Annotated in this window: 25 protein-coding genes and 1 pseudogene; 13 read left to right on the top strand and 13 right to left on the bottom strand. The window is 68.9% G+C overall.

The window, feature by feature from the left end; translation table 11 throughout:
* Positions 1 to 85: 85 nt before the first annotated feature.
* From casB to EMA17_RS52155, 8 genes are all read right to left on the bottom strand, one after another.
* Entirely contained in the window at positions 86 to 685 is a 600-nt protein-coding gene (casB, locus tag EMA17_RS36520) for a type I-E CRISPR-associated protein Cse2/CasB (protein ID WP_126641488.1), read from the bottom strand.
* Positions 672 to 2,363 carry a type I-E CRISPR-associated protein Cse1/CasA gene (gene casA, locus EMA17_RS36515; RefSeq protein ID WP_126641487.1) on the bottom strand — a complete coding sequence of 564 codons (1,692 nt, stop codon included), beginning with the start codon at positions 2,361 to 2,363 and terminating at the stop codon, positions 672 to 674. The genes casB and casA overlap by 14 nt, the downstream gene beginning before the upstream one ends.
* Before the next feature lie 220 nt (positions 2,364 to 2,583).
* The gene (locus EMA17_RS36510; protein ID WP_126641486.1) at positions 2,584 to 5,508 is read right to left on the bottom strand and encodes a CRISPR-associated endonuclease Cas3''; all 2,925 of its coding nucleotides are present in this window, start codon (positions 5,506 to 5,508) and stop codon (positions 2,584 to 2,586) included.
* 375 nt (positions 5,509 to 5,883) lie between these two features.
* Positions 5,884 to 6,129, bottom strand: coding sequence for a hypothetical protein (locus EMA17_RS36505; RefSeq protein WP_126641485.1), 246 nt, complete (start codon positions 6,127 to 6,129; stop codon positions 5,884 to 5,886).
* 102 nt (positions 6,130 to 6,231) lie between these two features.
* Positions 6,232 to 6,558: an NPCBM/NEW2 domain-containing protein gene (locus EMA17_RS36500; protein WP_126641484.1), complete on the bottom strand. Its 327-nt coding sequence runs from the start codon at positions 6,556 to 6,558 to the stop codon at positions 6,232 to 6,234.
* 488 nt (positions 6,559 to 7,046) lie between these two features.
* On the bottom strand, positions 7,047 to 7,643 hold the full coding sequence (locus tag EMA17_RS36495; RefSeq protein ID WP_281290573.1) for an RNA polymerase sigma factor: 597 nt from the start codon (positions 7,641 to 7,643) through the stop codon (positions 7,047 to 7,049).
* 6 nt (positions 7,644 to 7,649) lie between these two features.
* Positions 7,650 to 7,895: a hypothetical protein gene (locus tag EMA17_RS36490; RefSeq protein ID WP_126641482.1), complete on the bottom strand. Its 246-nt coding sequence runs from the start codon at positions 7,893 to 7,895 to the stop codon at positions 7,650 to 7,652.
* 283 nt (positions 7,896 to 8,178) lie between these two features.
* Positions 8,179 to 8,328, bottom strand: coding sequence for a hypothetical protein (locus EMA17_RS52155; RefSeq protein WP_160161698.1), 150 nt, complete (start codon positions 8,326 to 8,328; stop codon positions 8,179 to 8,181).
* Between the two features lie 230 nt (positions 8,329 to 8,558).
* Between EMA17_RS52155 and EMA17_RS36485 the strand changes: the two genes are divergently transcribed.
* Positions 8,559 to 9,737 (top strand): hypothetical protein, encoded by a 1,179-nt coding sequence (locus EMA17_RS36485; protein ID WP_126641481.1) that lies wholly within the window; start codon positions 8,559 to 8,561, stop codon positions 9,735 to 9,737.
* 158 nt (positions 9,738 to 9,895) lie between these two features.
* Entirely contained in the window at positions 9,896 to 10,177 is a 282-nt protein-coding gene (locus EMA17_RS53025; protein WP_174861491.1) for a hypothetical protein, read from the top strand.
* Positions 10,178 to 10,314: 137 nt separating this feature from the next.
* Here EMA17_RS53025 and EMA17_RS36475 read toward each other — a convergent pair whose 3' ends face one another.
* Complete coding sequence (locus EMA17_RS36475; RefSeq protein WP_126641480.1) at positions 10,315 to 12,294, bottom strand: pentapeptide repeat-containing protein; 1,980 nt, start codon at positions 12,292 to 12,294, stop codon at positions 10,315 to 10,317.
* 331 nt (positions 12,295 to 12,625) lie between these two features.
* Between EMA17_RS36475 and EMA17_RS52150 the strand changes: the two genes are divergently transcribed.
* Both EMA17_RS52150 and EMA17_RS55575 read left to right on the top strand, forming a co-directional pair.
* Complete coding sequence (locus EMA17_RS52150) at positions 12,626 to 12,796, top strand: hypothetical protein (protein WP_160161697.1); 171 nt, start codon at positions 12,626 to 12,628, stop codon at positions 12,794 to 12,796.
* Between the two features lie 50 nt (positions 12,797 to 12,846).
* Positions 12,847 to 12,978 carry a hypothetical protein gene (locus EMA17_RS55575; RefSeq protein WP_281290572.1) on the top strand — a complete coding sequence of 44 codons (132 nt, stop codon included), beginning with the start codon at positions 12,847 to 12,849 and terminating at the stop codon, positions 12,976 to 12,978.
* Between the two features lie 547 nt (positions 12,979 to 13,525).
* On the opposite strand, the gene EMA17_RS36470 is transcribed toward EMA17_RS55575, so the two are convergent.
* Complete coding sequence (locus tag EMA17_RS36470; protein ID WP_126641479.1) at positions 13,526 to 13,819, bottom strand: site-specific integrase; 294 nt, start codon at positions 13,817 to 13,819, stop codon at positions 13,526 to 13,528.
* On the opposite strand from EMA17_RS36470, the gene tpg reads away from it, so the two are divergent.
* Positions 13,790 to 14,143, top strand: a complete 354-nt coding sequence (gene tpg, locus EMA17_RS56355; RefSeq protein ID WP_443093127.1) for a telomere-protecting terminal protein Tpg — start codon at positions 13,790 to 13,792, stop codon at positions 14,141 to 14,143. The two genes, EMA17_RS36470 and tpg, sit on opposite strands and share 30 nt — an antisense overlap.
* A 759-nt stretch (positions 14,144 to 14,902) precedes the next feature.
* On the opposite strand, the gene EMA17_RS36460 is transcribed toward tpg, so the two are convergent.
* Positions 14,903 to 17,890: an NACHT domain-containing protein gene (locus tag EMA17_RS36460; RefSeq protein WP_126641477.1), complete on the bottom strand. Its 2,988-nt coding sequence runs from the start codon at positions 17,888 to 17,890 to the stop codon at positions 14,903 to 14,905.
* A 29-nt stretch (positions 17,891 to 17,919) separates the two neighbouring features.
* Here EMA17_RS36460 and EMA17_RS36455 point away from each other — a divergent pair, with 29 nt between their 5' ends.
* Positions 17,920 to 18,129, top strand: a complete 210-nt coding sequence (locus EMA17_RS36455; protein ID WP_126641476.1) for a hypothetical protein — start codon at positions 17,920 to 17,922, stop codon at positions 18,127 to 18,129.
* A gap of 443 nt (positions 18,130 to 18,572) precedes the next feature.
* Complete coding sequence (locus EMA17_RS54630; protein ID WP_126641475.1) at positions 18,573 to 19,160, top strand: site-specific integrase; 588 nt, start codon at positions 18,573 to 18,575, stop codon at positions 19,158 to 19,160.
* A gap of 54 nt (positions 19,161 to 19,214) precedes the next feature.
* Here the strand turns inward: EMA17_RS54630 and EMA17_RS52145 are convergent, their stop codons facing one another.
* The gene (locus EMA17_RS52145; protein WP_160161696.1) at positions 19,215 to 19,442 is read right to left on the bottom strand and encodes a helix-turn-helix domain-containing protein; all 228 of its coding nucleotides are present in this window, start codon (positions 19,440 to 19,442) and stop codon (positions 19,215 to 19,217) included.
* A gap of 4 nt (positions 19,443 to 19,446) precedes the next feature.
* On the bottom strand, positions 19,447 to 20,589 hold the full coding sequence (locus EMA17_RS52140; RefSeq protein WP_160161695.1) for a hypothetical protein: 1,143 nt from the start codon (positions 20,587 to 20,589) through the stop codon (positions 19,447 to 19,449).
* 46 nt (positions 20,590 to 20,635) lie between these two features.
* On the opposite strand from EMA17_RS52140, the gene EMA17_RS52725 reads away from it, so the two are divergent.
* From EMA17_RS52725 to EMA17_RS36420, 6 genes and pseudogenes are all read left to right on the top strand, one after another.
* Entirely contained in the window at positions 20,636 to 20,812 is a 177-nt protein-coding gene (locus EMA17_RS52725; protein WP_170222326.1) for a hypothetical protein, read from the top strand.
* A 162-nt stretch (positions 20,813 to 20,974) separates the two neighbouring features.
* Positions 20,975 to 21,954, top strand: a pseudogene (locus EMA17_RS36440) (IS5 family transposase).
* A 125-nt stretch (positions 21,955 to 22,079) separates the two neighbouring features.
* Complete coding sequence (locus EMA17_RS36435; protein WP_126641472.1) at positions 22,080 to 22,361, top strand: hypothetical protein; 282 nt, start codon at positions 22,080 to 22,082, stop codon at positions 22,359 to 22,361.
* Positions 22,358 to 22,600 carry a type II toxin-antitoxin system RelE family toxin gene (locus EMA17_RS36430; protein WP_246127132.1) on the top strand — a complete coding sequence of 81 codons (243 nt, stop codon included), beginning with the start codon at positions 22,358 to 22,360 and terminating at the stop codon, positions 22,598 to 22,600. The genes EMA17_RS36435 and EMA17_RS36430 overlap by 4 nt, the downstream gene beginning before the upstream one ends.
* A 654-nt stretch (positions 22,601 to 23,254) precedes the next feature.
* The gene (locus EMA17_RS36425; protein WP_126641471.1) at positions 23,255 to 23,473 is read left to right on the top strand and encodes a hypothetical protein; all 219 of its coding nucleotides are present in this window, start codon (positions 23,255 to 23,257) and stop codon (positions 23,471 to 23,473) included.
* Positions 23,474 to 23,485: 12 nt separating this feature from the next.
* Positions 23,486 to 25,732: an NACHT domain-containing protein gene (locus EMA17_RS36420; RefSeq protein WP_126641470.1), complete on the top strand. Its 2,247-nt coding sequence runs from the start codon at positions 23,486 to 23,488 to the stop codon at positions 25,730 to 25,732.
* The last annotated feature ends 49 nt before the right edge of the window (positions 25,733 to 25,781 follow it).

The following is a 25,781-nucleotide window of genomic DNA, read 5'->3' as shown; positions in this document are numbered from 1 at the left end:
CCGGGGTTCGGTGGAACGGTTCGAGCGGTTGGAACGGGTGGGACGTACGGGGCGGGATCGAGGGAATCGTCCGGTGGCGTGGTCGTCACGGTGTGGGGTCGGCGTCCGGTTTCCAGCCGTAGTAGTCGCGGCCCCAGCGCCTGCGGACCCGGCGGCGGCCGTCCGGATGTTCGAATTCGCGCAGGTCTTCCAGCAGGGTGTTGTAGTCGAGGGGTTGGGCGACGGCTCGGAGTTGGGTGACCAGGCCGCGGAGGTGGATGTGCAGCGCCTCGGCCCGGGTGGCGGTGGCGGCGGCGTCGACGCGTCGGTCGACGGCCTGTTCGCTGAACTTCCCGGTGGCCCGCAGGGCGCGCAGGGCCTGTCCGGGGCGTACTCCGGACTTGTGCATCGGGGTGGACTGCGACTGCTGGTGGAGGCCGTACAGGGCCAGCGCGGCGTGTTCCGCTCGTTGTTCGGCGGACATGCGGTCCTGGCGGGCGAGGTGTTCGTCGACCTCGGACACGCTGAACGTCCACACGGCCCATGCCTCGCCCGGGGTGCGTCCCAGTCCGGTGCGCATCGCCGCGAGGTCGGCCCCGGGCGGCGGCCCGACGTATCCGGTGGCGTGGTCGACGCGCCAACGGCCGTCGACGCCGATACGGGTGTCCCAGTACCGTTCGCGTCGTTCGATGTCAGGTGTCGTCATCCTCGTCCTCGTCGTGTGTGTTCGCGGCGGTGTCGCGGCGTGCGGTCTCGGTGGCCCGGGTGAGGGTCCGTCGGAGCTGGAATCGGAAGTTGTCGTCGGCGGTGGCCAGGCGGTAGGTGCGTTCGCGGCCGTTGTCGTCGACGGTGCGGCCCGCGAACACGCCCGGCGCGGCGGCGGTGACGACCCGATCCGCGATGTCGTGCGCGTGCCGCAGGGCGAGTTGTTCCCAGGCGAGCAGGCCGCGTTCGACGAGGTCGGCGTCGTCTGCGGCGCTGCGCAGGCCGGCGAGCAGGCGACGCATCAGGGGGTCCAGGGCGTGCAGGAGCAGTTCGCCGGGTCGTTGGCCCTTGTCCCAGGGGATGGGGTCGGCGCCCGCGGCCCGGCGCAGGTCGGCCGAGAGGTGGTTGATCGCGCGGGCGAGTTCCTCGGCCTGTTCGGCGGCTTCGAGGAGGGCGTCGCGGGCGGGGCTGTCGGCGGCGAGTGCGGTGAGGGGCAGGGGGATGGCGTCGAAGAGGACGTCGTCGACGACGGCCGATTGTGTCCCGTACGAGATCCCGGTCATCTCCAGTTGAACGGGGTGGTCGGTGGGCAATGCGTCGCCGAGGTCGCGGAGTTGGTCCACCAGGACGCTGGTCTCGAAGCCGGCGGAGCTCTTGCCCGGCCCGGTGGACGTTCGTACGTCCGCTTCCAGGAGGGCGTCCAGGCCGCGCCAGGCCGCCTTCCCCGGTTGGTGGCGACGCGGGCGACGCATGGGTGTCTGGGGGGACTTCCTGCCGGTCGGGGGGATGGACCAGGCGGTGTGCGGTTCGAAGTCGGGGGTTTCCTTGAGTCGATCACCTGCGGTGATGATCACGCGGGTGACCCGGACCGTGCCGTCGTGCGTCTCCTCGGGCACGAGGCGGATCCTGCGGGACTGCCAGGTCCACAGGTCCGACAGGCCGTGTGCCGCGCGGGTCTTCCAGGTGTGTCCGGCCGGCGGTTGTTCCCACTGCGGTTTGTCGCCGGGGATGGCGCCCGTGCGATACGGGGTGTTCAGCAGGAGGGTCTCGTACAGGGTGCGGCCGGTCGGAACCACGACGCCGAGTTGTCCGAGGGGGCCGGTCGGGTTGCCCGTCGTCTTGCCCGCCTTCGCCTGGTCGTCGTCGGCGGCGCCGGTCTTGATCGCGGCGGTGTCCCAGCAGTGGGTGTGCAGCAGCCAGTGGGCGGCCTCGGCCGGGGTGAGCGGCAGCGGGTCGCCCTCCGTCCGCGACGCGAACAGGGGCACGTTGTTGCCGGTGGCGGCGGTCGCGACGAGCAGCGCGGAGCCCTTGGTCTCGTCCTTGGCCGTGCGCAGCCCCGCGACCTGCGCGAACGGGTGCGTCGGATGGAAGAGGTCGAACCGGTCGCGATGGGTGTCCAGATAGGCGTTCAGCCGTTCCTTCTCGTCTTTGTCGAACGCGCCGGCGCGAAAGCGCTCGAGCCACCCGGCGCGGCCGCCGGGTGGGCCGAGCGCGGCCCGGACGATCGGCAGGAGGAACTGTCTGAGCAGTGCCGGTGCCTGGGTGGGAAGGTCGACGACGAGTGTCTCGAACTCGTCGGCGTGGATCAGGGCGTGGCGTCCCGGGTGGAGTTCGGGAGGGCCTCCGCCCCTCGGGGCGAGGGTCAGCCACGGGTCGTCGACCAGGCTGAATGCGGGCATGCTGAATAGCCCCCAACTGTCCATGTCTAAAAGAGGTTTCGGAAAAAAACCCTGGCACATTCGGCCGGAGCGACGGGGCGGAATGCGAGAATCCGCCGTAGGCCCCGCGCCGATCGCGGGGATGACCCGTGTCCGTGTCTCGCACCGAGTCGGGTCGACGGGTGGGCCCCGCGTTCGCGGGGGCGGGCCGGGGTCGTCGTCGGACGGTCCCGGCCCGCGCCTACCTCCGTCTCTCGGCCCGGCCTGCGAAGTCCGGGGCGCTTTCCTGCACGAGCCCGAGCACGGGGTCGTACCGCAGGGTGTAACCGCCGACTTCCGCCCACCCCTCGGCGTCCACGACGAGAGCCGGGCTGTACTGCAGCCAGGGGTCGCCCCGCCAGCCGGGCAGTGGCTCCAGCTCCTTTTGGGCGGCCAGGCTCTGGCCCGCGGACAGCCGCACCGTCCCGCCCAGCACCTCGTCGAGCAGCGCCTCGGCGACGTCCCCGTTCACCGACAGGGCGCGACCGGCCGGCGTACGGTACCCGCCGCCCGGTTCCCGAACCACCAGGACGGCCTCGACGCCGGGTCGGCCGTCGCGCACGACGGCCTGGAGTCGACGCTCGCCCCCGTCCAAAGCGCCCGCGAAGTGCAGCCCCTCGAGGGTGGTGTTCTCGTGCTCGCCGGTTCGGGTCAACAGGTACCGCTCGGCGTCCTCGATGCGCTCGCGTCTGGTGTCCTCCCACAGCAGACGGGCCTCGTCCTCCGCAGACCGCCACGCCGCCGGGACGACGTCGTGAGTTTCGCCGTATACACGACCGACGAGTTCGGGGACCTGCGCGGGTACACGCCACCCGTCGTGCGCGGCGGCGTCGAGGACGAGCGCCGCGGTCCGGAGCAGGGGCCAGCGCCCGTAGATCCCCTCGGACGCCCCGAGCAGGTCCGGTGGTCCGTCGTCGGCGGGCGCGAACCCGGTCACCACGACGCGGGGTTCGCGCAGACCGCACGGGCGGGCCGTACCGGTGTGACGATGCAACCTTCCGATCCGCTGCAGCAACAGGTCGACCGGGGCCAGATCCGTGATCAGCAGATCCGCGTCGACATCGAAGGACTGCTCGGCCAACTGCGTCGCCACCAGCACCCATCGGGCCGGGCGGTCGTCACCTTCGCCGGATGTTCCGAGTGCGTTCAGGGCGGCCCGGGTCCGATCGGCTCGCGCCCGCACGGTCAACCGGCCGTGCAACAGGTCGACCTCATCCTCTGCGAACCGCTCGTACAGGACCTTCGCCAACGACTGGGCTCGCGCGACCGTGTTGCGGATGACCAGGGCACAGCCGCCCTCGGCGAGCCGCTCCACCAGCAGGTCCGCGACCTCCTCGTCCACGCGGCGCTGCGCGTCCTCGAGGGCGTCGTCGCTTCCGATCACCGTCTCCGGCAACACTTCGAGTCGGACCGCGGGAAGCGACTCGTCCGCCCGCAGGGCCGCCTCGCGCCACGCGGGCGCGGCGTCGACACCGAACCGGGCCCGTTCCCCGTCCCACCAGGCCGACGTCGCGCACGGATACCCCTGCGGTTCGACCCAGCCGGACAGGTCGCACTCGGTGCGGGACGCCGCCCCCGCCAGGTAGGCGCCCACCAACGCGTGCCGCTGCGCGGGCGCGAGGGTCGCGGACAACATCACGACCGGGACGCGGGCCTGACCGAGCCACCGGAGCGCCTCCTGCAGGAACTGCGACATGTACACGTCCGCGGCGTGCACTTCGTCGAGAACGACGACCTTGCCCGCGAGCCCGGCCATACGGAGCATCACGTGCTTCGTACGCGTCGCCGCGAACAACAACTGGTCGATCGTGCCGACGACGAAGGGTGCCAGCAGGCCCCGATGGCGCCCGAGGAACCAGCCGGCGAGCGCCTGGGCGACCGTGCCACCACCGTCCAGGTAGGGATCGTCGCAACAATCGAGGCCGAACTCGTCGACACTCGCGAAACGCCCGCCCATGGATCCCGCGCCCGCGTCGATCTGCTCCTTCCACTCGGGATTGAACCTACTCTTGCCGTGCAGGAGAGCGACCTGGGACACGAGTTTGGGATCGATGCCGCGCAACCAGTCGCGCATCCGATCGAACATCGGATCACAGGTGGCCTGGGTCGGCATCCCCATGAACACCCCGTCCGCGCCGAACCGAGCGGCCAGGACCTCCGCCGCGAGGAACGCGGCCTTCGTCTTCCCCTCGCCCATCGGAGCCTCGACGATCAACAATCCCGGCTCGGCCATCGCATGCGCAGCCCGCAACACCATGGCCTGCGACGGCCGCGGCTGTTCGTCGAATCGCTCCCGGAACACATCCTCGCCGGGAAGCGGCAGACGACCCCAGCCACCCCTGAGCCCCAGCTCCTCCCAGGCCCTGGCGGCGCGCTCGCGCGAGACCTTCATGCCCAACGACGCCAAGTCGTCGATGCCCACGAAGTGCCTCTCGTCGCTGGCGATCCAATCCGCCATGACGATCAACCCACTGACCTGCAACTGCGTTGCCCGAGAGGGCACTCGCACCGGCTCGACCTCGTCCACGGACCCGTACCCGAGTGCGGCGGTCACCGCTTCCAGCAAGGCCCGTTGAGCGACCTCCCACCGCGCGTCGCCGTTGAGGAGAGTGCGCTTGCTCCCCCGCAGGGCCAGAGACCCCGCGGACGGGAAGAGCCCATGATGCCCGGCCACGAGCGGCCATACCCAGTCGACGTGCTCATCCCGCCAACCGGAGGCCCGCAACCGATCGATCAGCACGCGACCACCCGCCCGATCGTGCCTCCACTGCCTCGGCCCGGCTTCCTTCCGCCACCCGAGGCCGACTGCCCGCACGGCCAAGGAACCCGCGCGATCCATCTGCTGGAAAGGCGGCGTCGCCTTGCCGACATCGTGTACGGCACACAACCAACAGAACAGCCGCTTCCCCCTCGTCTCCCCACCCGCCAACTCGTCGAGCGTGCGGCGGGTCGACGGAGCCAGGAATCGATCCCAGATCAACTCCGCCACGGCGGCCGTGTCCAGCAGGTGCGACAGCAACAGATTGACGCGCCCACCCGCCTTGCCTGCCGATTTGCCCCACAACACGCCCAGCAGGGCGGCATGGTCGCCTCTGATCGCCAGTAAGCCACCCGATTCATCCGGCATGATCCACTCTTCCGTCGACAACGAGCCCGGAACTCTACGAGGTCGCACTGACACAGGACGTGAAGACGCGGATCGAAGCTCGACGAACCTCCCACCACGCGGCCGCATTGACGGTCGTGTTCACGAGACGCGTCCCTCGAGGAGCCAGACCAGGGTGGTTGCTCCCGTGCCGACGGCGGACCCGAAGGGGTGGGCCGGACAGGAACGGCCGGGCCAACCTCTCGGGACCAACGCCCCTGGCCCACCTCGACCGCGCGGACCACCACCAGGCGTGGGCCGACGAGCACCGTCGCCGCGCGGACGACGCCCGCGCCCGGTGGCGCGAACTCGAATGCCTCGGCCGGCTCGGCAGGATCGGGCTGGGGCACGCCGGCCTCACCTGCGCGCAGGTCGCCGCCGACACCACCACCGCGCACCCGCGCCGTCGCCCGCACCGAGGCCGACAACGACCGGGACCGCGCCCGAGGCCTGCGCGAAGAGGCCGCGCTGCGCACCGACATGCCTGAGGACCGGTCCGCCGCCGAGGACACGATCCGCGTCGACCTCGACCGTGAACGCCGTGAGCAGCAGGTGCGTCGGGAACGCGCCGAACGCGAACGACAACGACAGCAATGGCGGCATCGGCGGCCGCCGGGCCATTCCGGGCCGGAGTCGGGGCCAAGGGGCGTTTGCCCTGGGCCGATGCCTACCGCCGGCCGTGGTGCGAGTGTGCGGGCATTGCCGTTACTTGGTCAGTACCGGCTGCAGGAGCTCTGCCGGCGAGCAGTCGGCGGGATCGTCGGAGCGTTGGACGGTCAGCGACAGGATCCCCACACCCTGCATGTTCGCGTGCAGGGTTGCGGGGGGGCCGCCGGGCATGGCCGTCGCGCTGGCGACGAGGGGCCCTCCGTCGAACCCGTCGACGGTCAATGTCACGGTCACGGGCGTGGTGCCGGAAGAGGGGACCCTCAGCCGGGCGTCGAACGTTCGGTACTTCCCGTCGAGTCGGTAGCGGCGGGGACCCGGTTCGCAACCGAGCAGCGTGTCGCCGCCGACGATTCGGTCCTCCACGCCGCCCGGGATGCGCAGGGTTTCGAGCGCCAGCCCATTGCCGGGGGACGCCGTGACCGGAGGCGTCCCCGCGTGTGTGGGAGGCCTCGCCTCCGCTGTCGTCGGGGCCGGGGCGGAATGTCCTGCGGGCTCGTCGTGGGGTTGGAGAACGATCACCGTGATCAACGCCGCGACCACTGCGCCCGCCGTGCCCACGATCGCTGCCCTCAGGTACGACGGACCGTTCATGACAATGCCGCTCGGCATCGGGGGCAAGGGTGCGTGCCTCGGCGCCGGAGCGCGGTGCGGTGCGGGAACGTTCTCCGGCGGCCTCGCTGCCGTCACGATTTTGGGCGGAGGACCGGGGGGAAGGGCCGGGTGGGTGTCCACGGTGGCGTGCAGTCGCCGCAGCGCGGTCTCCGCGTCGGCCGGGGGCAGGTTCTCCCGGCGGACGCGCCCCAGGCGGTGCAACTCGGCGAGGTCGTCGGACCGGCGCCTGCGGAACAACGTCACGAGCGACCACCTCCCGTCTCACTCGCGCCTTGGACGTCCGACACCGCCGAGGAGGTTCCCAGATGCGCCGTCTCGGCGGCCTCGAGGCGGGACCTCGCCGTCGAGACCTGCGTGCGTACCGTGCTGGCCGACACCCCCAGCATCGTCGAGATCTCCTTGACTTCGTACCCGGCAAGGGCGAGCACCGCGACCTCCCGGCAGGCCGGGGTCAATCCGTCGATGACCCGACAGGCCCGGACGAGCCTTTCCTCCGCGTCCTGGCGCACCTCGTCCAAGGCCTTGGGCAGATATCCGATCTCCCCCACCCGCTCCATGTCGCCGTGGGGCCTGACATGGCGCTGGTATGCGCTTGCGCGGTGCTTGCGCGCCGCGTTGATCACCGTCGTCCACGCGTAGCTCCGCTGCCGCCCCACCTCCGCCATGGCCTGCAGGGTGTGCCAGTTCCTGAACAGACCGATGCACGCGTTCTGGATCACATCGTCCGCGTCGTCGCCCACGTACGTGTACGCGACGCGGACCATGTCGGCGTGCATGTCCCGCACCAGGGAATCGAGATCCTCGTACCGATCCCGCCTCCGCCGCCCCCCGAACACCGGCGATCAGCCGTCCACCACGACGGCCGCCACCGCCGCCACCGGCGCACCCTCGGGCGCGATCAGCAACATCGTCCCATCCCCTCGACGTTCGATCACCAAAGTCCGTCCGGACGCGACCTGCGCGGCGATACCCCGAATCGCCCTCGCCCTGGCCAGCTCGCGGACGACCGCCATCACCCCGGTCACCACCACGAGCAGCACCGGCGCGAGCACGTACACGACGATCCACAGAGCGAGCATCGTGGCCACCCCCTCTCCCCGACGGCGGAATCGCTCGTCGACAAGAGGGATCCATCGTGGCGTCGAAACGTCCAAGAGACGGCCGGAACACCGAAACTGCCCGGCCGTCGTCGGTACGTTGCCGAGGTGGGCGCCTGCGGCGCCGAGGACAAGGGGCACACCGCTTCACGCCGGTACGTGTCCGTCCGTGGCCGTGTGCCCGCGGCGGGAACGCGTGGGGTCGCCGTCGTCCTCGGGACCCGGAGGGACCGTGACCACCCTCCCTGCCGGGCCGCTTCGTGATGCGAAGGGGTCACCGCCCCAGCCAGATCGTCCCCACGGATCCCAGGACGGCGGCGGCGACGGTGACAAGTCGATGCGGGAGGTGTTGGACGGTCAGGTGCAGGCCGCCGACGCGCAGCTCGAGGAAGGGCCGGGGCGTGGCGGTGTGGGGCCGGGGCATGTCGTGTTCTCCATTCGTTCGTTGTCCGCCTCGGCGGTCGCCGGGCACGAACGAGCGTCCGGCGACCGCCGGGTGCTGCGGCAGGGGGAACGGGGTGTTCCCGGCGGATCGGCAAGGCGTCGTTCGGCGGGCGGGGCGTTCCCGGTGCGGAAACCTTCGGGTTCTCGCACGACACGGCCGACGATCCCGCTTGAATCGGGGACGGGACGGTGTCGAAGGGGGCGGCGGGCATGGTCGAGGAGAGACCCGAGCGGGACGGGATCGAGCCGGAGGCGGCGGCCTACGGAGCCGCGATGGAGGAGTGCTTCGAGCGGTGCGGCGCCTCGCGCCGGGAGTTCGCCGCGTCCATCCCCACCAACGCCTCGGTGGTCACCCGCTACTTTCAGGGCCGGCGCATCGCGCCCGCCGCGTTCCTGACCGCCCTCGCCGCGTTTCTCGCCGAACGCGGCACACCGACGACGCCGCAGGAGACGGAGCGCCTGGACGAGTTGCGGCGCGCGGCGCTGGAGGCCAGCACCCGCCCGCACAACCAGGCCCAGGCGTGGCGCGAACGCGCCGAACGCCTCGCCCACGACAAGGACGAACTCGCCGCGCTCCTACGCGAGCAGCAGGACCGCGGCGACCGCGAACGCGACGAGACCACCCGGGCCCTGAACGCTCTCGGACTCGATCTCGCCGAACTGCGCGAGGACCTCGACCAAGCCCTGGCCGACAACACCCGCCTACAGGCGGAGAAGACCACCGCCGAACACGAACGCGACGAACTCCGTGCCCGCGTGGACGACCTGGACCGCCAACTCGCCGCGGCGGCGGCCTACACCCGAAACCTCGAACACGACCTCGCCGAACAACGCACCGCCGCCGAACGCCTGAGCCGCGAGGTCGAGGTCCTGCGCCACCAGGTCGGCGCCCTCGTCCGGGAGGCCGCGCGGGACGTGGTACCGGTCGCCGCACGTGTTCCCACCCCGGCAACACGCCTCGCTCCGACCCGACCTGCCGTCCCCGCTGGCCCGGCCGAACGTGGCCGACGCGCCCCACGCACCGCGAGCCCCGGGAGGACGCAGAAGTGGCGGTCGAACCTGGCGTTCGTGTTCTGGTGTGTGGGTGTGGTTTGCGCGGGGTACCTCGGCGCCGCCGCTCTGGTAGGGACCTGGACTCCCGGGAACGTGGCGCCCTCATGGGTACGTCACCACGGCTCGATCTTCCAGGTGCCTGCTCTGTCCTACCTGGTCGCGAATACGTTCGCGACGATCGTCGGTGCCGTGGGTGAAGCGAAGGGGCTCGACAAATCCGTGTCGACGGTTCTTCGCGAGTACGCCGCCGTGTTGCTGGTCCCAGCGTTGCTCCTGACCGGATTCCTGACCCTCGCCTCCTACGCCGTCCTCGCGCTCGTGGCGTTTCCGGCATGATCGGCGACGGCCCCACCGAGGAGACGGCCCGCCACAACGGCCACCTGGACATCCCCGCACCCCGATGCGACGCCAACAGGGTTGGCATCCCATCGGATAACCTCCCCTTATCCGACGCGACAAACCGGACGCGTCACCACTCGGGAGGGAGATCGTCCGTGAGCCACGTCCTCGAACCCGTCCCGGAGTCGGCCGATCCGCGCGACGAGCTGGTGACGCGCTGGGTCGAGCGGCACGGCGTCGACGTCGCCCACCGCCTGGCCCAGGCGGAGGACCTGGCCGACGCGGTGGCCGAGGCGATCGTCCCGAAGAACACGACCGACACCTACGACAAGGCGTGGCGGACGTGGGAGCGGTTCACCTCCGCGCAGGGCCTGCCCGTCGACGAGGGCGGCCGCGGCTCGCTCATCGCGTTCGTGACGTCCCATCAGAGCCACTGACACTTTTCGTGGCGAACGCGCTGACATTTGACGGCCAAAGTCGCTGACAAGTTCATTTTCGTGGCGGACGACAGCCCATGTTGTCGGACGCGAACGAACTTGTCAGTGCCTTTCGCCACGGCCAGATGTCAGTGAGTTCAGCGTTTGACGCGGCCTCGGATGGCAAGGGCCGCGAGGCCGAGGAGGACGGGTTCGAGGAAGCGGGAGGCCATCTCGATGTACGCACCGCGTGTGGTGAGGTTTTGTCCGCTGGAGCGGAACACGACGGAGTTGAGGACGACTCGGGTAGCCTTCTCGGCGCGTTTGCCGGTCAGCCTGGTGTGGGGTGGGCCGGTCAGGACGGGGTCGGGGGTGTCGGTCGTGAGCGCGATGTTCTGCCCGGCGAGGGTGCCGTTCGTCCGCGGCTCGGGGTCGCTCGTGGGCAATCCCCAGAGCATCATCGCGAGGACCGTGACGGTCATGGCGAGGAGCAGCCAGGTCAGGGCGCGAGAGGCACGCAGGCCGTAGCCGGACAGGGCCCAGTAGGCAGTCAGGAGTCCGCGTTCGGCGCGGGGGCGGCCAGGGCGTCGGTCGAGGCGGCGCATCTCCATCTCACCCATGTAGAAGTCGGCGGCGCCGGGTTCGTCCTTGCCGTCCTCGAATGCCTTGCGGAGTTGGCGGTACAGCGCGGCGAGCGCGGCAGGCCCGGGCACGGTTGGCGGTGAGCCGGAGGACAGCGGCGGTGCGGGCGTCCACCCGGCGCGCAGCCGGGGGCGGTGTGCGGGCAGTGCCCGCCAGTGGTGTTCCTCGGCCAGGGCCAGGCGGTCGGTCCAGCGCACGGGCATACCGCGGAGCGGGTCGATTCCCGCTGGTGTGCGAGCGAAACGGGTGTCGCCCTCCAGACGGAGTTGGTCGAGGTGGAACGCGCCGAGCAATCGGCACACGGTGAGGTCGGTATCGGTCAGGACCAGATGGGCGGCGTCGACCCCGTTTACGCTCAGCACCCGTACCGGGTCGGTGCCTGCGGCGGCCGAGACCACGGCCAAGGGAAAGTTGAGGACCGCACCGCTCATGTCGAGGTCGCCGTGCCACAACCGCAGCGTCGCCGTCGCCTCCCACCGCGTCCGCCCGCATCGCAACTCCCCGACTGCGGCCTCGATCACCACCGGCATACCGAACACCGCTTCCGACAGGTCCAACACCCCCTGGCACCACAACGGTCCCAGCACCGCCAGGGAATTGAACCGCCCACCGTCGAACCTGGCATTACCACCGACCACGACACCCCTGAAGCCGGCGTAGGTGGTGAACGTCGCGTCCTGGAAGTAGGCGTTGGCAGTGAACGTCGAGTCCCTGAAATAGGCACCGGCGGTGAACGTCGCGTCGTGGAAGTCGGCGTCGGCGGCGAAGGTCACGCGCTGAAACCAGGCGCTGGCGGTGAACCTCGCGCCCAGGAAGTTGGCGTCGGCGGCGAAGGTCACGCCCTGGAACCAGGCGCTGGCGGTGAAGGTCGCGCCCAGGAAGTTGGCGTCGGCAGTGAACGTCGCGCCCCGAAAGTTGGCCCTGGCGGTGAACGTCGCGTCGTCGAAGTTGGCGTCGGCAGTGAAGGTCGCACCCCGAAAGTAGGCACCGGCGGTGAACGTCGCGCTCTGGAAGTAGGCGTCGCTGGTGAAGGCCGTGCCCGGGAAATTGGCGTCGGCGGCGAACGTCGCGTCCTGGAAGTAGGCGTCGGCGGCGAACGTCGCGTCCTGGAAATGGGCGTCGGCGGCGAAGGCCGCGTCCCTGAAGTCGGCATCGGCGATGAACCTGGCGTCCTGGAACCAGGCGTTGGCGGTGAACGTCGCGTCTCGGAAGTCGGCGTTACCGAGACGGGGATGGGTTGTGGTGGGGTCGCGGAGTGCGTACAGGAGCTCGGTCAGCAGAGGGCCGTCAAGGGTGGTGCCGCAGTGGTTGACGTCGGCGCCGGGGGTCAGGCTGGCCAGGTAAGCGGTCCGGTCGGCGGGACCGAGGTGGGCCAGACACCGAGTGTGTCCGGTGACGTATATGCCCCGACATCCGACGAGGTCGGTCGTGGTCGTACCTTCCGCGCAGTGCGGCCACGGCGGGGGTGTGGGCGAAGGCGCGGGAGGCGAGGTCATGCCATCGGGGACGACCCTGTGTGAGCCTGCGGTTGCGGCCCGATCAACCCGGACTCGGCGGACCCGCCGGAAGCCGTCGCTCGTCCGGTGTTCCGATCGCCATCCACGCCCCCCGCGTCCCGTGCGCCAAGTTTCGTCCCACGCACGTCCTCGGCGCCGGCGGAACGCCGGCACGCCCACGACGAATCCCGTGCGCGGGACGTCCCGTTCCCGTCCGGACCCGTGTGCGCGCACGCCCCGCACACGCCCGACGGGTCCACGGTGGAAGGAGCCGACCGGCTGCCCCGCGCCGCCGGCCCACCCATCCGTCACGCGCTCTCGGGAGACAGGCATGACCACCACCACCGGCACCCCCGTCGACCCCCCGACCCCGCCGGCCGTGATCGCCGTACGGGCCCGCCTGGCCCGCGCCGGTCGTGTCCTGGCCGCGACCGCGGCGCGAGGTCTGGCCACCGGCACCGCGGTCGGTACGTGGCTCGTGTGGTGGATCACCCACCACTGAACCCGGCCGTTACGACGGACCGCTCCAGACACAACAACCCCGACATCGTGATGACCACCGGACCCGGCTGGTACTACAGCGGAACGGTGCAACTCGTGCTGTGGCGCCGCTACGTGCTCGGTGACGACGTGACCGCCGCCACCGCCGACGCCGGGCCGGACGCGCTGGGCTGGGCTGGGTGAGGCGACTCGGGGACGATCGGCCGGCCCCTTCAGCGCGAGCCCGATCAAGCCGATGCGATGCCAACCCAGTTGGCATCGCATCGGATAAGCTCCCCAAATCCGACGCGACGGCTACGGCTCGATGCCGTCGGTGGCAGCGTTCTCCTGCACCTCATGGATGAGCATGCTGGAGGTGGGTGGGGGCGTATTGCCGCTCTTGTCAAAGAAGTTGCGGGTTGCACGCGGCATCCGCGCTTACGAAATCTGCTTGGCAGCGAACCTCCTGATACAGGAGGATGCCCACGCATCACCTTCCGAGGACGACCACTGGGGTAGGCGCCCAAGGCCCTGTAAACCCGGGGTACTCCAAGGAAGGGAGGCGGCGTGACTTGCGTAGGCAACGACACGATGCGAAGGAGTCGTTCGCGCGCCGGGTGGCGGCAACGCTGCTGCGGCACGCGGCGTGGGCGATCCTCAGGGATCTGTTCGACACCTTCATCTCCATGTGATGCAACGAAGCCCCGGCCTTGCGCCGGGGCTTCGTCACTTGCCGTGCATCCCGGGCGTGCTACAGCCCCAGGCCCTCGGTGGCGGCGTCCTCCCACATCTCGCCGTCCTCGACGTAGGACCACAACACCGGGCTGTTCGCGGAATGTCCGGACTGCTTGCGCAGCTTCTCCGGCTTCTTGCCCTTCTTGCGGCCGGTGGTGACCAGTCCGCGGCGCGCGGAGTGGCCGGTGAGCCGCACGTCCAGCCCGGCGCGCTCGGCGGCGCGGGTGATCGCGATCCGGCAGCCGTCCGGGGACAGCCGCGCGGTGCCGACGCGGCCAGGATCGACGCGGAGGTCCGCCGCCTGTGGCAACCCCGGGTCCGCCGCCGCGCCGAGCAACGCGCCGCAGCCGCAGGCGCTGTGATCGTCGAGACCAGAGCCAGGTTCGGGTTCTCCTCGGCTGCTGGCTCGACCGACGACCCCGACATGCGCCGCATCACCCAACCGCTTCCCCCCGACCGGGCCCGGGAGTTGTTCGAGGCCCACCATGCTGGCACCTCCGAGCGCGACCTGGAGCGCATCGTGGCCGCCGGCCCGCACCAGGCCTACTTCCAGGAGAGCGGCACCCGCGCCGAAGACCTGGACGTGGTCGAACTCACCGACGTCGACTACATCGACTTCGACATCCAAGGCTGACGCGAACGCACAGGTCGGCGCTGCGCGGGTGGCAATGGTTACTTGCCGCAGTAGCCCTACACAAGACGAGGATCACCCGGACCGCAGAGCGGCGCTCTCCTCGAGGGGCGCGCCGAGCCCGTTCAGTTCCACTCGCCGTGGCGGGGTGGCCCAGGCGCCTACGGCCCGTCGAATCCGGCACCGCTGGCGATATCTTGGCCGGTCCGATGCCCGCCAGGTCCCGAGCGAGCCGGGGCGATGGGTCAGATTGCCGTCCGGCCGCGCGGCCGGCCCCCGGCTACGTCACCACTTCTCGCCCCGGGATCCGCACACCCGGATGGCGCACCCGCCTCACCCGGGCCGGATACGCCTTCGCGCAACTTCAGCCGATGACCTCCGCCGGAGCCCGGGATCGTGTCGTCGCCTGGCACCAGGTCCAGGAACACCACCCTTGCCGCGTTTCTCGCCGAACGCGGTACACCACCGACGCCACAGGGGGCGGAGCGCCTGGACGGGTTGCGGCGCGCGGCGCTGGAGGCTAGTGCCCGCCCGCACAATCAGGCCCGGGCGTGGCGCGAACGCGCCGAACGTCTCGCTCACGACAAGGACGAACTCGCTGCGCTCCTCCGCGAGCAGCAGGACCGCAGCGACCGCGAACGCCACCTGACCACCCGGGCCCTGAAGGCTCTCGGACTCGATCCTGCCGAACTGCGCGAGGACCTCGACCGAGCCTTGGCCGACAACGCCCGCCTGCAAATGGATCTGCTACCCGCCCGGCACCTACTTGGATCGCTGACTTCTCGGCGCCAGGAGCTGTTTTTCGTCGAATATATTGGCGCCGATCACGCTCTTCACGTGCGATGCATCGATACGAATCCCCTCGATACCGGTGAGAGGCGTGAGATCCGGTACCCACTGGTCTCCGGCCAATGTCAGATGTGTGAGACCCGGAAAGGTGCTCACCACATCGTTGAGGTCGGCGGGACGGCCCTCATGGGACACCAGCCAAAGATCCTTCACCCTTGGGCAGGGTATTGCATTGCCAAAATTTCCCGCCATGGAAAGTGTGCCCAGATTAGGAAGATCGGCAAGCTCTTGCCATTCATGCAATCGCGTGACGGGCGTGGAAGTCCCAAAAGTACGCAACTCTTGCCATCGTGACACGCCGGAGATTGAGGGACCAAACCCAACCTGGAGATTTTCGAGATTTTCCGATGCCCGTAGCTCTGTCAAATCCCTCCACGGAAGCTCTGTGAGCAAAGTGAGATTTCGAAGTTTTCGCAGAGAAACGAGGAAATCGAAAGAGCACTCGAGTGGCGAATTATAGATAACTAACTCTTGCAGCCCGAGGTTCGCGAGGCCGTCAAGGTCGCGAATACTGGAGCAACCATGCAGAAATAGATACGTCAGCACCCGGGCATTCTGCAAGACCGAGACATCGCTCAACGAGGTGTCGGAAATTTCCAGATCCAGGAGATTCTCAACCGATACATGTTCGAAGATCTCCTCGACGGTGAAGTTCCCGAGAAACGCCACCCTGGTCACCGAATGGATATGCCGGAGCGCTTCTCTTTGCGCATGACTCCTGATGCGCAAATTTCCCATTGCATGCAATGCAAGAATATCTCGGGCATATTCATCCACGTCGAACCTTTCCCAGTGGGTGGCGAAAGCCGGATATGGCCTTTGGCTGGTTTTAGCGAAGCGGTGGAGGAAGGCATGGGCTTGGTCTCCACCGATAATTCCGGCGGTATGGATTACAGCGGTACCTTCGTCTTCCTCCAGGCCCGCGTCCGTGGCCGGGAGCAGGTCCAGGACGCCGGGGCCGAGGGCGGCCAAGCCATAGGCGTCTTGGTATGTGCGTGGGGGCATCAGGGCGCGGGTGCGGTCGTCGACCAAGGCGCGGGTTTCGGAGTCGATCTCGGTGGCGTAGCGCAGTGCCGCAGCGGCAAGGAGGTGGGTGCGGGCGCGTTGCTTGGGGCGTTGGTCGCCGCGGCGGATCAGGCGTTGGAGGAGTTTGGCGCCGTCAGTGGGGCCCGCGTGGGCGACGGCCATGCGGATGACGTCCTCCCACTGGTCGTCCCGGGCGTTGTCGACCAGAAGAGGGAAGTCTCGGGCTTCCACGACGGCCTTCGCGCCGAGGTAGTCCTGGAACGTGCGGTGGATGAAGTCGATCGTGTCCTCGGTCGGTCGACGCAACAGCCCGCTGCGTGCGACCAGGTGTTCCAGTACCCGTTCGGCGTCGCCCTGTTCGGCAATCTGCGGCATCGAGGGCAGGGCGACGTCGATCACTGACACTGCGGTCGCGACGTCCATCTCCTGTTGCCGGTTGCGAATCAGCCAGTATGCGAGACGCTGCAGGAGCAGCACGCTCTGCTGCTCGCTCAGGTCCATGCTTTCGGGTGCGCCCACGCCCCGTTCGCGGTCGCGGCGCACCAGGAGCATCGACAACGCGGCCGCGTACAACTCCATCCGCGTGTGGGGCAGGTAGCCCCGCCGCTCCCGGTGCAGCGCGCAGATCACCGCGCACATCAACGGCGACGTCGCCAGCTCCGCGAGATCGCGCTGCGCGCGTACGCTCGTCCTCAACGACGCCTCAAGTTCGTCCAGATGTCGGCGCTCGGCGGTGTCCTGGGCGCAGAGCCGGGCGGCGGTGTGCCAGCGTCCGACGAACAACGCGGTGTCCGCCGTGCTCATCGGTCGTACCGCCACTTCCGTGAATCCCGTCGATCGCAGCCATCCTTGCGGCACTGCCGTCGGGCGCGTGGTGACCACGAAGACCGTCGTCGGGTAGGCGGCGACCAGCCCCTCCAGCCACTGTTCGGCTGCGGCGCGTTGTTCCTGGGGGACCTCGTCGACGCCGTCGACCAGGATCGCGCCCCGTCCGGACGCCAGTACCCCGTCGGCCCAGCCGGGCGGCTGTGCGTCGGCGAGCGGGCACTCCAAGCCTTTCAGGAACCCCTCGGGTCCCGGTAGCGCGCCATGCCGCGACAGCGTCCGGAGCGGCAACAAGAACGGCACTCGCCCTCGCCACGACGCCAACTCGTCGGGGACCTTGCCGGACGCGGCGGACACCGTCAGCCACTGCAGCAACGTCGTCTTCCCTCCACCGGCGTGGCCCCGCAAGACCAGTCGCGCGGACCCGGACAACGCCCGCTCCGCCCGCTCCACCGACACCGACGGCGCCCGCTCCACGTCCTCGTCGACCACGTGACGGCTCGGGTGCCGCTCCTTGTGTACCGCGAGCTCGAGGCTCAGATAGGCCGCGTCCAACGACCACCGGGCCTGCTGCGTCCGCCCCAGATCCAGACCGAACACCGTCAGGTTGGCGTGCCGATCCCGTACGTATGCCAAGTACCGCTCGTCGAACCGCAGCTCCGCAGCCGATCGCGCGAGCACCTCGCTCCCAGCCCGTTCAGTCGACGCCTTCGACGTGTCGGCCGCGGCCGAACCCTGCGCGAGCAGGTCCAACAGCGGCTCCGGATCGGCGCGCAAAGCCCTCGCCAACGCCACCACCGTGCCCGGCGAGGGAACCGCCCGACCGTTCAACGCCTGACTCACAGTGGTACGCCCCAGCCCCGACCGCGCCCGCAGTGCGTCCACCGATAGCTCGCGCTCCGCACGCAACCGACGCAAACACTCGGCCAGTCGCCCCAACGGATTCTCGACCGGTCCCGCCACCCCAACGCCCCCAGACCGTGATCGCTCACGTTCGACTTCGTTCGCCCGAACCCCGGCGAACACCCCACCGAAGACAGTGTGTTCCACGCATCCCTACCACCCTCGGGACCCACACGATGGACACTTCCCTCACTCGCCTGACCCTCCTGCTCCTCGCGCTGGCGGTCGCCGTGCTGTTCGCCGCGATGGTCGCCTTTGCCACCGCCGTGTTGAGCCGCCTCGACGGCGCACGCCCGGTCGCCTGTGTCGAACGGGGCGCGGTCACATTCCTGGCCACGCTCACGGTGTGTGTGGCGACACTGTCGCTCATGGTCACGGCGCTGTAGCTCACCAATGTCACGCACGTCGGCCGCCGGTACACCGTCGACCGCAGCTCCGTCGACGTTGCGCCGCCGGGCCGAGGCGGAGACCTGGCCGACGCCGTCGCCGAGGCGATCGTCCCGAAGAACACAACTGACACCTACGCCAAGGCGTGGCGGACCTGGGAGCGGTTCACCGCGACCCAGGGCCCGCCCGTCGACGAGGGCGGCCGCGGCTCGCTGGTCGCGTTCGTCGCGTGGATGCTGTGCGAAGGCCGGGCGAACGGCATCGGCTACGCGCCGAGTTCCGCCTCGACTATCCTCGCCGCGGTCGTCGTCGGGCTGCGCGAGCGCGGCGTGAACGTCGCCCGCGACGACCAGGCCGAGGCCCGCAAGGCGTTGGACGGGCTGACCGTACGGCTCCTGCGGGAGGGCGAGCGCGCGGACGCGGCCAGGCCAAGGCCGTCAACGTGGGGGGCCTGTACACCGTGGTCCGGGCCTGCCCCGACACCCTCACCGGGCACCGCGACCGCGCGCTGATCCTCACCGGACTGCACTACGCCTCCCGCGCCCAGGATCCGGCTGGACTCCTCGCCCGCGACGTCGCTTTGCACCCGCGCGGCCTGGTCGTGTCGATCCTCACCGGCAAGACGACGCACTCGGTGCGCGGGGCACGGATCCTGCGCCAACGTGACACGGAGGTCTGTGCGGTCCGGGCCTGGGAGACCTGCCGCGCCCGCCTCGCCGCCGACGCCGCCCCCGCCTGGTCTGCGCCCGACGCCCCCGCGTTCGTCGGCATCGACCAGTGGGGCCACGTCACCGGCGGCATGACCCCCGACTCGATCAGCCGCGCGGTGAAGCGGGTGAGCATCCGGGCCGAGGGCGCGGTTGCCTGGACCGGACACTCGCTGCGCGTCGGCCACGCCTCCCTGGCCCGCCGCAAGGGGAAGGACGCCGTCGCCATCGCCGACCAGGGCGGCCGGGCCTGCCACTCCCGCTCCCTCCCCATGCAGATCGAGGACGGCTGGAACGACAACAGCTCCGCCGACCTCGTCTGAGGAAGACCCCGGTACCCGGCTCAGTTCACTGGTCTCCGACCTGGTGCCGCAGTTTCATCCGATGCGGCTGGTACCGGCACGGAGTGCCGCGTACAGCTCCCGATGAAGGTCCAACAGCTCTGCCAAAGGCAGGTCCAGTGACGTCGCCAGGCTTATCAACAATTCTTCCGATGGGATCATCTTGCCACCGAAGATGTGCTTGAGCTTTCCGACCGATGAACCGCAATGCTCGGCCAGCTCGCTCAGGGACAGCGCTTTCCTCCTTCGGGCGCTGGTGAGCACACGTTCAAGCCTGAGCCAAGCGTCGCCGGATCTCCGCAGCGCGTATGGCGTCTTCCACGGCTTGGAGCGTCTCCTCCCATACCGGATCGTGCGGCATGAGTAGGTCTCCTTCGTTCCCGGACAGGACGGCTCGTCGATATAGGAGAGAGCGAAACCGCGCGAACCGTTGATCCGCTGCGGGAATGGAGACCCCCTGAAGCCAATCGTGCATCACCCCAAGCGGCAACGTGATCGAAGGGCTTGAGGAACGGCTCTCGTCCGCTAGTTCCTGCAGGCTCGGATGCCCCGCGGCTTGGTACAGCTGGAACAGAGACATCCACAACGCGTTCCAGAGATGATCAGGATCTTGAAGTGGCCCACCCTCGGCGTTCGCTCGGGTGGCTCCATGCTCGGTGACCTCCAGGATGCGTTCAAGCTCCTCACATCGGTGCTCGGCTTCCAGAGTCCGGCGATGGGCGTCGTCCAATGCCTCGCGCAGCGCCTCGACCTTGGCCATCAGGCGGTCACATTCCTCACGCAGGCGTGCCCGCTCGTCGTTGGCCACGCCGAGTTCCGCGTCGTGATCGACACGCTCTTGCTCGCTGGCAGCCTGTAATTCGCGATGGCGTCCGTTCAGATCGGCGAGATCGCGTTGCCGAGCCTGCAACGCCTCGATGATGGCCTCCTCTCGGACCTCGCACCGTTGGCGTCGACGATCAGCCTCCGCCAACTCGTCGCGCAGACGTTGCAACTCAGCTTGCACCCGGTTGCTCTCGGCCAAGGCGGCGCGCTGGGCGGCGCGAATGCTGGCTATCGCCTCGGCCGTGCGAGGTCCCGCCTTGGTCGCGACGTCCAGCAACAACCGCTCCACGAACTCGGCCGGAGCCACCCGGGTTCCGTTGAGATACCGGGAAAGAGCACCGGCATCCAGCTGCACACGCAGCGCGTACGTACGCACCGACACCTGCAACACCTCGAACAGGGCTCGCAGATCCAAGGCCAACGCCCGGCAGCGGGGCCGCACCCCCGCCGGGATCGCCTTCAGCGGAGTGCGCTCGACCAACTCCGCCTCAACCGGCGTCATTTCTTCCCCCATGCCCGTCCCCTCGCGCACGCCGATCCGTTGTTCGAGATCGGCAACGTGTGCCAACTGCCGCAACGCTGCCACACCCGAGCATCCTCGGATCCCCGAAACCAAACCCCGAGGAGAGCCCATGTCCGTCAATCCCGACCACGGCGGGAACGAGCCGTTCGATCTGCGCACTCTCGTGCTGCTCACTGTGGCCGGCGCCGTCGTCTACGCGAGCTACCGCAACTCGGCACTGGGAGCCGCAGTTGGTATCGGAATCGCCGTCCTGCTCGCTCTTCACAACCTGGTGAAGCGCAACTGAAAGCTTTGGCCTCGGAAACGGCGCGTTATTCGAGGCCGGAACCCGGAAGCGGAAGCCGGGCCGCTCCGAGGCGTTCTTCGAGTCCTAGGGCCTGTGTGATGTTGCGATCACTCCTCGGGTTCTGCCCCTGCTCCGGGGCAGAACCCGGTAGGAATGTTGGCTGTGACGCGCAGGCAACTCAGCGACGAGCAGTGGAGTTTGATCGAGCCCTACCTGCCGATCGGCAGGTTCGGGCCCTATCCCGAACGGCTTCGTGACCAGTTCGAGGGAGTGATCTGGCGGTTCCGTTCCAGCGCCCAGTGGCGGGAGATGCCTGACGAGTTCGGCCCCTGGTCCACGGTCTTCGGCCGGTTTCGGGTCTGGCGGGACGCCGGCGTGTTCAGCGCCCTGCTCGAAGGCCTGATCGCCGAGGCCGCCCGCGAGGAAAAGACTGACCTGTCGCTGGTCAGCGTCGACTCCACGACCGTCCGCGCCCACCACGACACCGCCGGGATGCTCGTCGACGAGGAGCTCATGCAGGCCCTGGAGGAGGCCGCGCGCGAGCAGGAGAGAGCCCGGCAAAAGGGGGCGAGTCGCAGGAACAGAACGGACAGGACGAGCGCGGACGGGTCCGATTGCGACGCAGACTCCGTCTGAAGCAGGCCCTGCTCGGCAGGTCACGGGGTGGGCCGACCAGCAAGGTCCATCTCGCCGCCGACCGCGGGTGCCGTCCGCTGGCACTCGTTCTGACTGCGGGACAGGCCGGCGACAGCCCCCGGTTCGTGCCCGTCCTCTCCAAAGTGCGCGTGCGCCTGCCCGTCGGCCGGCCTCGCACCCGGCCCGGCGCGGTCGCCGCAGACAAGGCCTACTCGTCCCGCGCCAACCGCGCCTACCTGCGCAAACGCGGGATCAAAGCTGTCATCCCGGAGAAGAGGGACCAGGCTGCCAGCCGGAAACGGAAGGGCAGCAGGGGCGGGCGACCCGTCGACCATGACACTGAACTCTACAAAGAGCGGAACACCGTCGAGCGCCTGATCAACAAGCTGAAGGCCTGGCGAGGCATCGCCACCCGCTTCGACAAGACACCCGAGAGCTACCTCGCAGGCCTTCACCTCCGCGCCTCGATGATCTGGATAGACGACCTCGTGCGACCGCCCAACTGATCACAACCTCACACAGGCCCTAGCACCGCCACCCCTGTGCGCCGTCGTGCGCCACTGCCGACACCTCGAGGTGGGAGCGCACACTGGGGGACGCACCGTCCATTCCCGTGAGAGGAGAGCATCCGATGGCCGAGCAGGAGCCGTATCTGCGTACCCGGATCGGCGGCGAGTTCGTGGATCTGCCCGGGTCGATCGGGAGCATCCGCGCGTCGTTGCCGGAGGATCGGCGTGCGGCGTTCGACGCGGCGATCGACGAGGCCCCGTTGATGGAGGTGCCGTTGATCGCGGCCCGGTGGGGGCTGCCGCAGGAGGCGATCGACGAGGACGAGGCGCTGATCGAACAGCTCAAGCGCGGGGACTTCTCCGGGTTCGCCGAGATGGACGAGAGCGCGGGTTCGCCGCAGTGAGCTACCGGGTGCAGTTCTCCACCGAGGCGCGGGCCGCAGTCGCCGCGTTACGGCCGGACGTGCGGGCCCGGTTCGACCGGGAGATCGGCGGGATCGCCGACGACCCCTACGGCCACGGCTCCACCGCCATCCGTGAACGGGACTACCGCCAGGCCCTCGTCGGCGGCTGCATCACGATCTACTACGTCTCGAACGAGGTGAAGGTCGTCTCCGTCACCCGCGTCCAGGAGCCGCCGTAGAAGTTCGCCGGCATGCCGATGGGCACCCGGGCGGCAGCGGGGCCGCCTGCCGACTGTCGTCACGACCTCCTTGCGTAACCCAGCGAACGAGACCCGCCGGAGGGAGGTCCTCCGGCGGGTCTCGTTCGCTGTGACCATGCCGTGTTCGCCACGGGCCGCCGGTCGGCAATCGAGCCGGCGCCCTTGTCCCACTTACACATGACGAAGGCCTCTCGCGGCAACGAGAGGCCTTTTTCGCGTCGAGGACGTCCGGGTCAACAGACGGAGACCTCGGGGCCCACCTCACGATGCGGCCCGCAGAAGTGATTGTGCATCGGTATGCCCGACGCTCTCATCTTCTCGGACGAGAATAGCCGATCTCGGTCTGTAATCAACCCCTGACCTGCGGATACATCCAATTGTCATCCGGCCGGGCCCGGATTGATTACTCGCCCTCACCCGACATGTCCGAACCTCCCGAGTGCCCCGGGGTCCTCGTTCCGGCCCATGCGAGTTATTCACGACTTCGCTCCAGCCGGGTCCTGCTGCGGGCTTCGCTCGACTTTCCGCAAGGAACGGGAGCATTCTGTTACCACGCTCGATCCGGTACGCGGCGGCAACCGCGCCGGAGTCATCGAGTGATGTCCGGGTCAGTAGACGAAACGAGGTCTTCGCATGCTCCTCAACTGGCGCCTGGAGGGCGGGTCTTCCTGCTCTCTGGGGCTGGTGATGCGCCGCCTGATGGTGATCGTGATCGTGATCGTCGTGGTGACCTGCGGGTTGCTGGGGTACGACGTCATGCCCACACTCACCGCGGCCGCCACCGTCACGGTCACCACCCGGGTCGCGGCCCGTGGCCTGTTCCCCGTCCGCCCCGCGCCCACCCGCGCCTGATTGCAAAGGGGCGTGGAGAACGCTCGCGTTCTCCACGCCCCGTCCACCATGGCCCGTCCGGAAAGGCCGATCGAAGGCGAAGGCCCCGTACCCGACTTCGCCCGGCGGCTGCGTGAGATACGTCGGCACGCGGGAACTCCCCAATACCGCGTGCTCGCGGAGCGCGCCCACTATTCGGCCGCCGCGCTGTCTCAGGCCGCGTCGGGCCGAAAGCTGCCGGGATGGACTCTCGCCTGGGCGTTCGTACGCGCGTGTGACGAAACGCAGGACGAGGCGACGTGGCGCGCGCACTGGGACACGGCCCGCAGCACCGCCTCTCCGGATCCGGTTCCTCACGGCAAACAGCTCCAACCCATCGAGCCGCCCCAACCATCAGCCCCGACCGTGGGCCTCGCCACGGAACCCGTCGAGGCGCCCCTAACGGATCTCAAGTTCGACGAACTGCTGGCGGCCGCGCGTGCCACCGGGCAACGCGAGGAAGCCACACAGTTGTTCGTGCACGCCATGCGCGTCCGCAGGGCGGCGGCCGGCAATCCATCGTTTCGTGAACTCAGCGTCCGCAGTCAACGAGCCGACCGTCACCCTCGCGTACCGTTCCTGGCGCGCAGCACGCTGTCGGACGCCCTGAGCGGGAAACGCCTGCCGTCCTCCGAAGTCGTGATGGCCTTCGCCCTCGCATGCGGCGCAGGTTCCCGGGAGTTGCAGGATTGGCGCCGAACATGGACGCACCTGTCGCTCCTCGACGTGTTCCCGCCCCGGGTCCCACAAGGCCCCCCGGCCGCCGAGGCCCCCTTTTCCATGGCCGAGGTGGTGATCCATGACGCTACGGATCGCTGGAGTTCACGTTTCCTCGTCGAAGGGCCGATGCTGCTCGCGATGAGCACGCTGCTGGTCGCGTTCCTCCCTTCGCTCTTGGACGTGCCCCTCCCGTCGTCCTGGAAGAGTGTCCTGCCGGTGGTCCTGTCCGGTGTAGCGATGAGTCTCGCCCTGCTCTACTCGGTAGGACGCTCAAGAGGTAGAACCACCACGCCTGAGAAGTCGGCACGTCGGCTGGCGGTGCGGGTCTACCACCACGAGAAGAAAGCCCTGCGACGGGCGCTCGACGGCGACCACAACATGCTCAATCTCCGCCTCGAGCACGACCCGCGCCTCGGCCCGGCCTACCTCGGTCCGCCTCTGCCGGGCTCCTCGAGGGACATCGACTCGTTCTTCACCAGGATCAAATCGTCGCGGTTGATCATCCTGGGAGCACCCGGGGCCGGAAAGACCGTAATGGCCCGAGAACTGGCTACCCGTTTGCTCACCCGCACCCCGGACGGGCCCGTACCTGTCGTCCTCCACCCGGCCCGGAAACCGGACGGTCATTCCCTCCAACGATGGCTGCGCGACGAATTGATCGCGGTTCACCACTTCTCAAAGCATGAGGCCGATCAACTCGCGGGCTCACGATTGATCCTCCCGGTACTGGACGGCATCGACGAGATGTCCTCCCTCGAGTCCATGAAGGAACTCCTCGACGACCTACGCTCCTCGTTCCCGGGAGCGGTGATCACCTGCCGTACCCAACGCTTCCACCAACTGGCCCGCACGTTGGGGCCATCACGTGGAGGTTACGCCGTCGTGAAGCTCGATCGCCCCCACCGCCGGGAGGTGCATAAGTACCTCAGCCACCGCGTTCGGGACCGTGAACGTTGGCAACCGGTGCTCTCCCTCCTGCGCACGGAACCCAGCAACAGCAGCCTGGAAACGCCGTTCATCCGCGCCATGACCAACCCGGGATACCTGGTCGCCGCAACCACCCACTACGAACAGCTGTCTCCCGACGGCGATTACGTCCACGACATCGCCGACCTGATCACCTCACACTCGCAGGCACCACCCCTGCTCTTCCTGCTCAAGCACGCCTTCGCCCAGGCTCCCACTCACCCCGCCTACCCCTCCGAAGATGCGCTGAGATGGCTCGGCACACTCGCCCGGCACGCCCGGCCGAACGCCCGGTTCTCCACACGGACGCTTCCTCTTCGCCTGCGGTGGTTCCTGCCCCTTCGCCTGCACCGCTTCCTCGAATGGGCCACGGAGACCGGAGTCCTGCGCGCCTGCGGCCCCACACACTTCAGGTTCTCCGGGATGGGAACACAGGCATTGCTGGCGATGTTTCCCGGCCCTGACGACCGATCAGGACCTCGTGCCCGGGCCACCGAAGCACACGAGGATCACCACCTCGCCCGCCGCATCCCGCGTACTTCCCACCCGGGGTGAAGATCCTCGCGATCATGTGCGTCCGGGAACCGTCATAGGCACCGCGCCG

Origin of the sequence: Embleya hyalina, assembly GCF_003967355.1 — a bacterium.
GTDB lineage: Bacteria > Actinomycetota > Actinomycetes > Streptomycetales > Streptomycetaceae > Embleya > Embleya hyalina.
The sequence above is the reverse complement of the archived record's forward strand: the minus strand, read 5'-3'. Positions and strand labels throughout refer to the sequence as shown.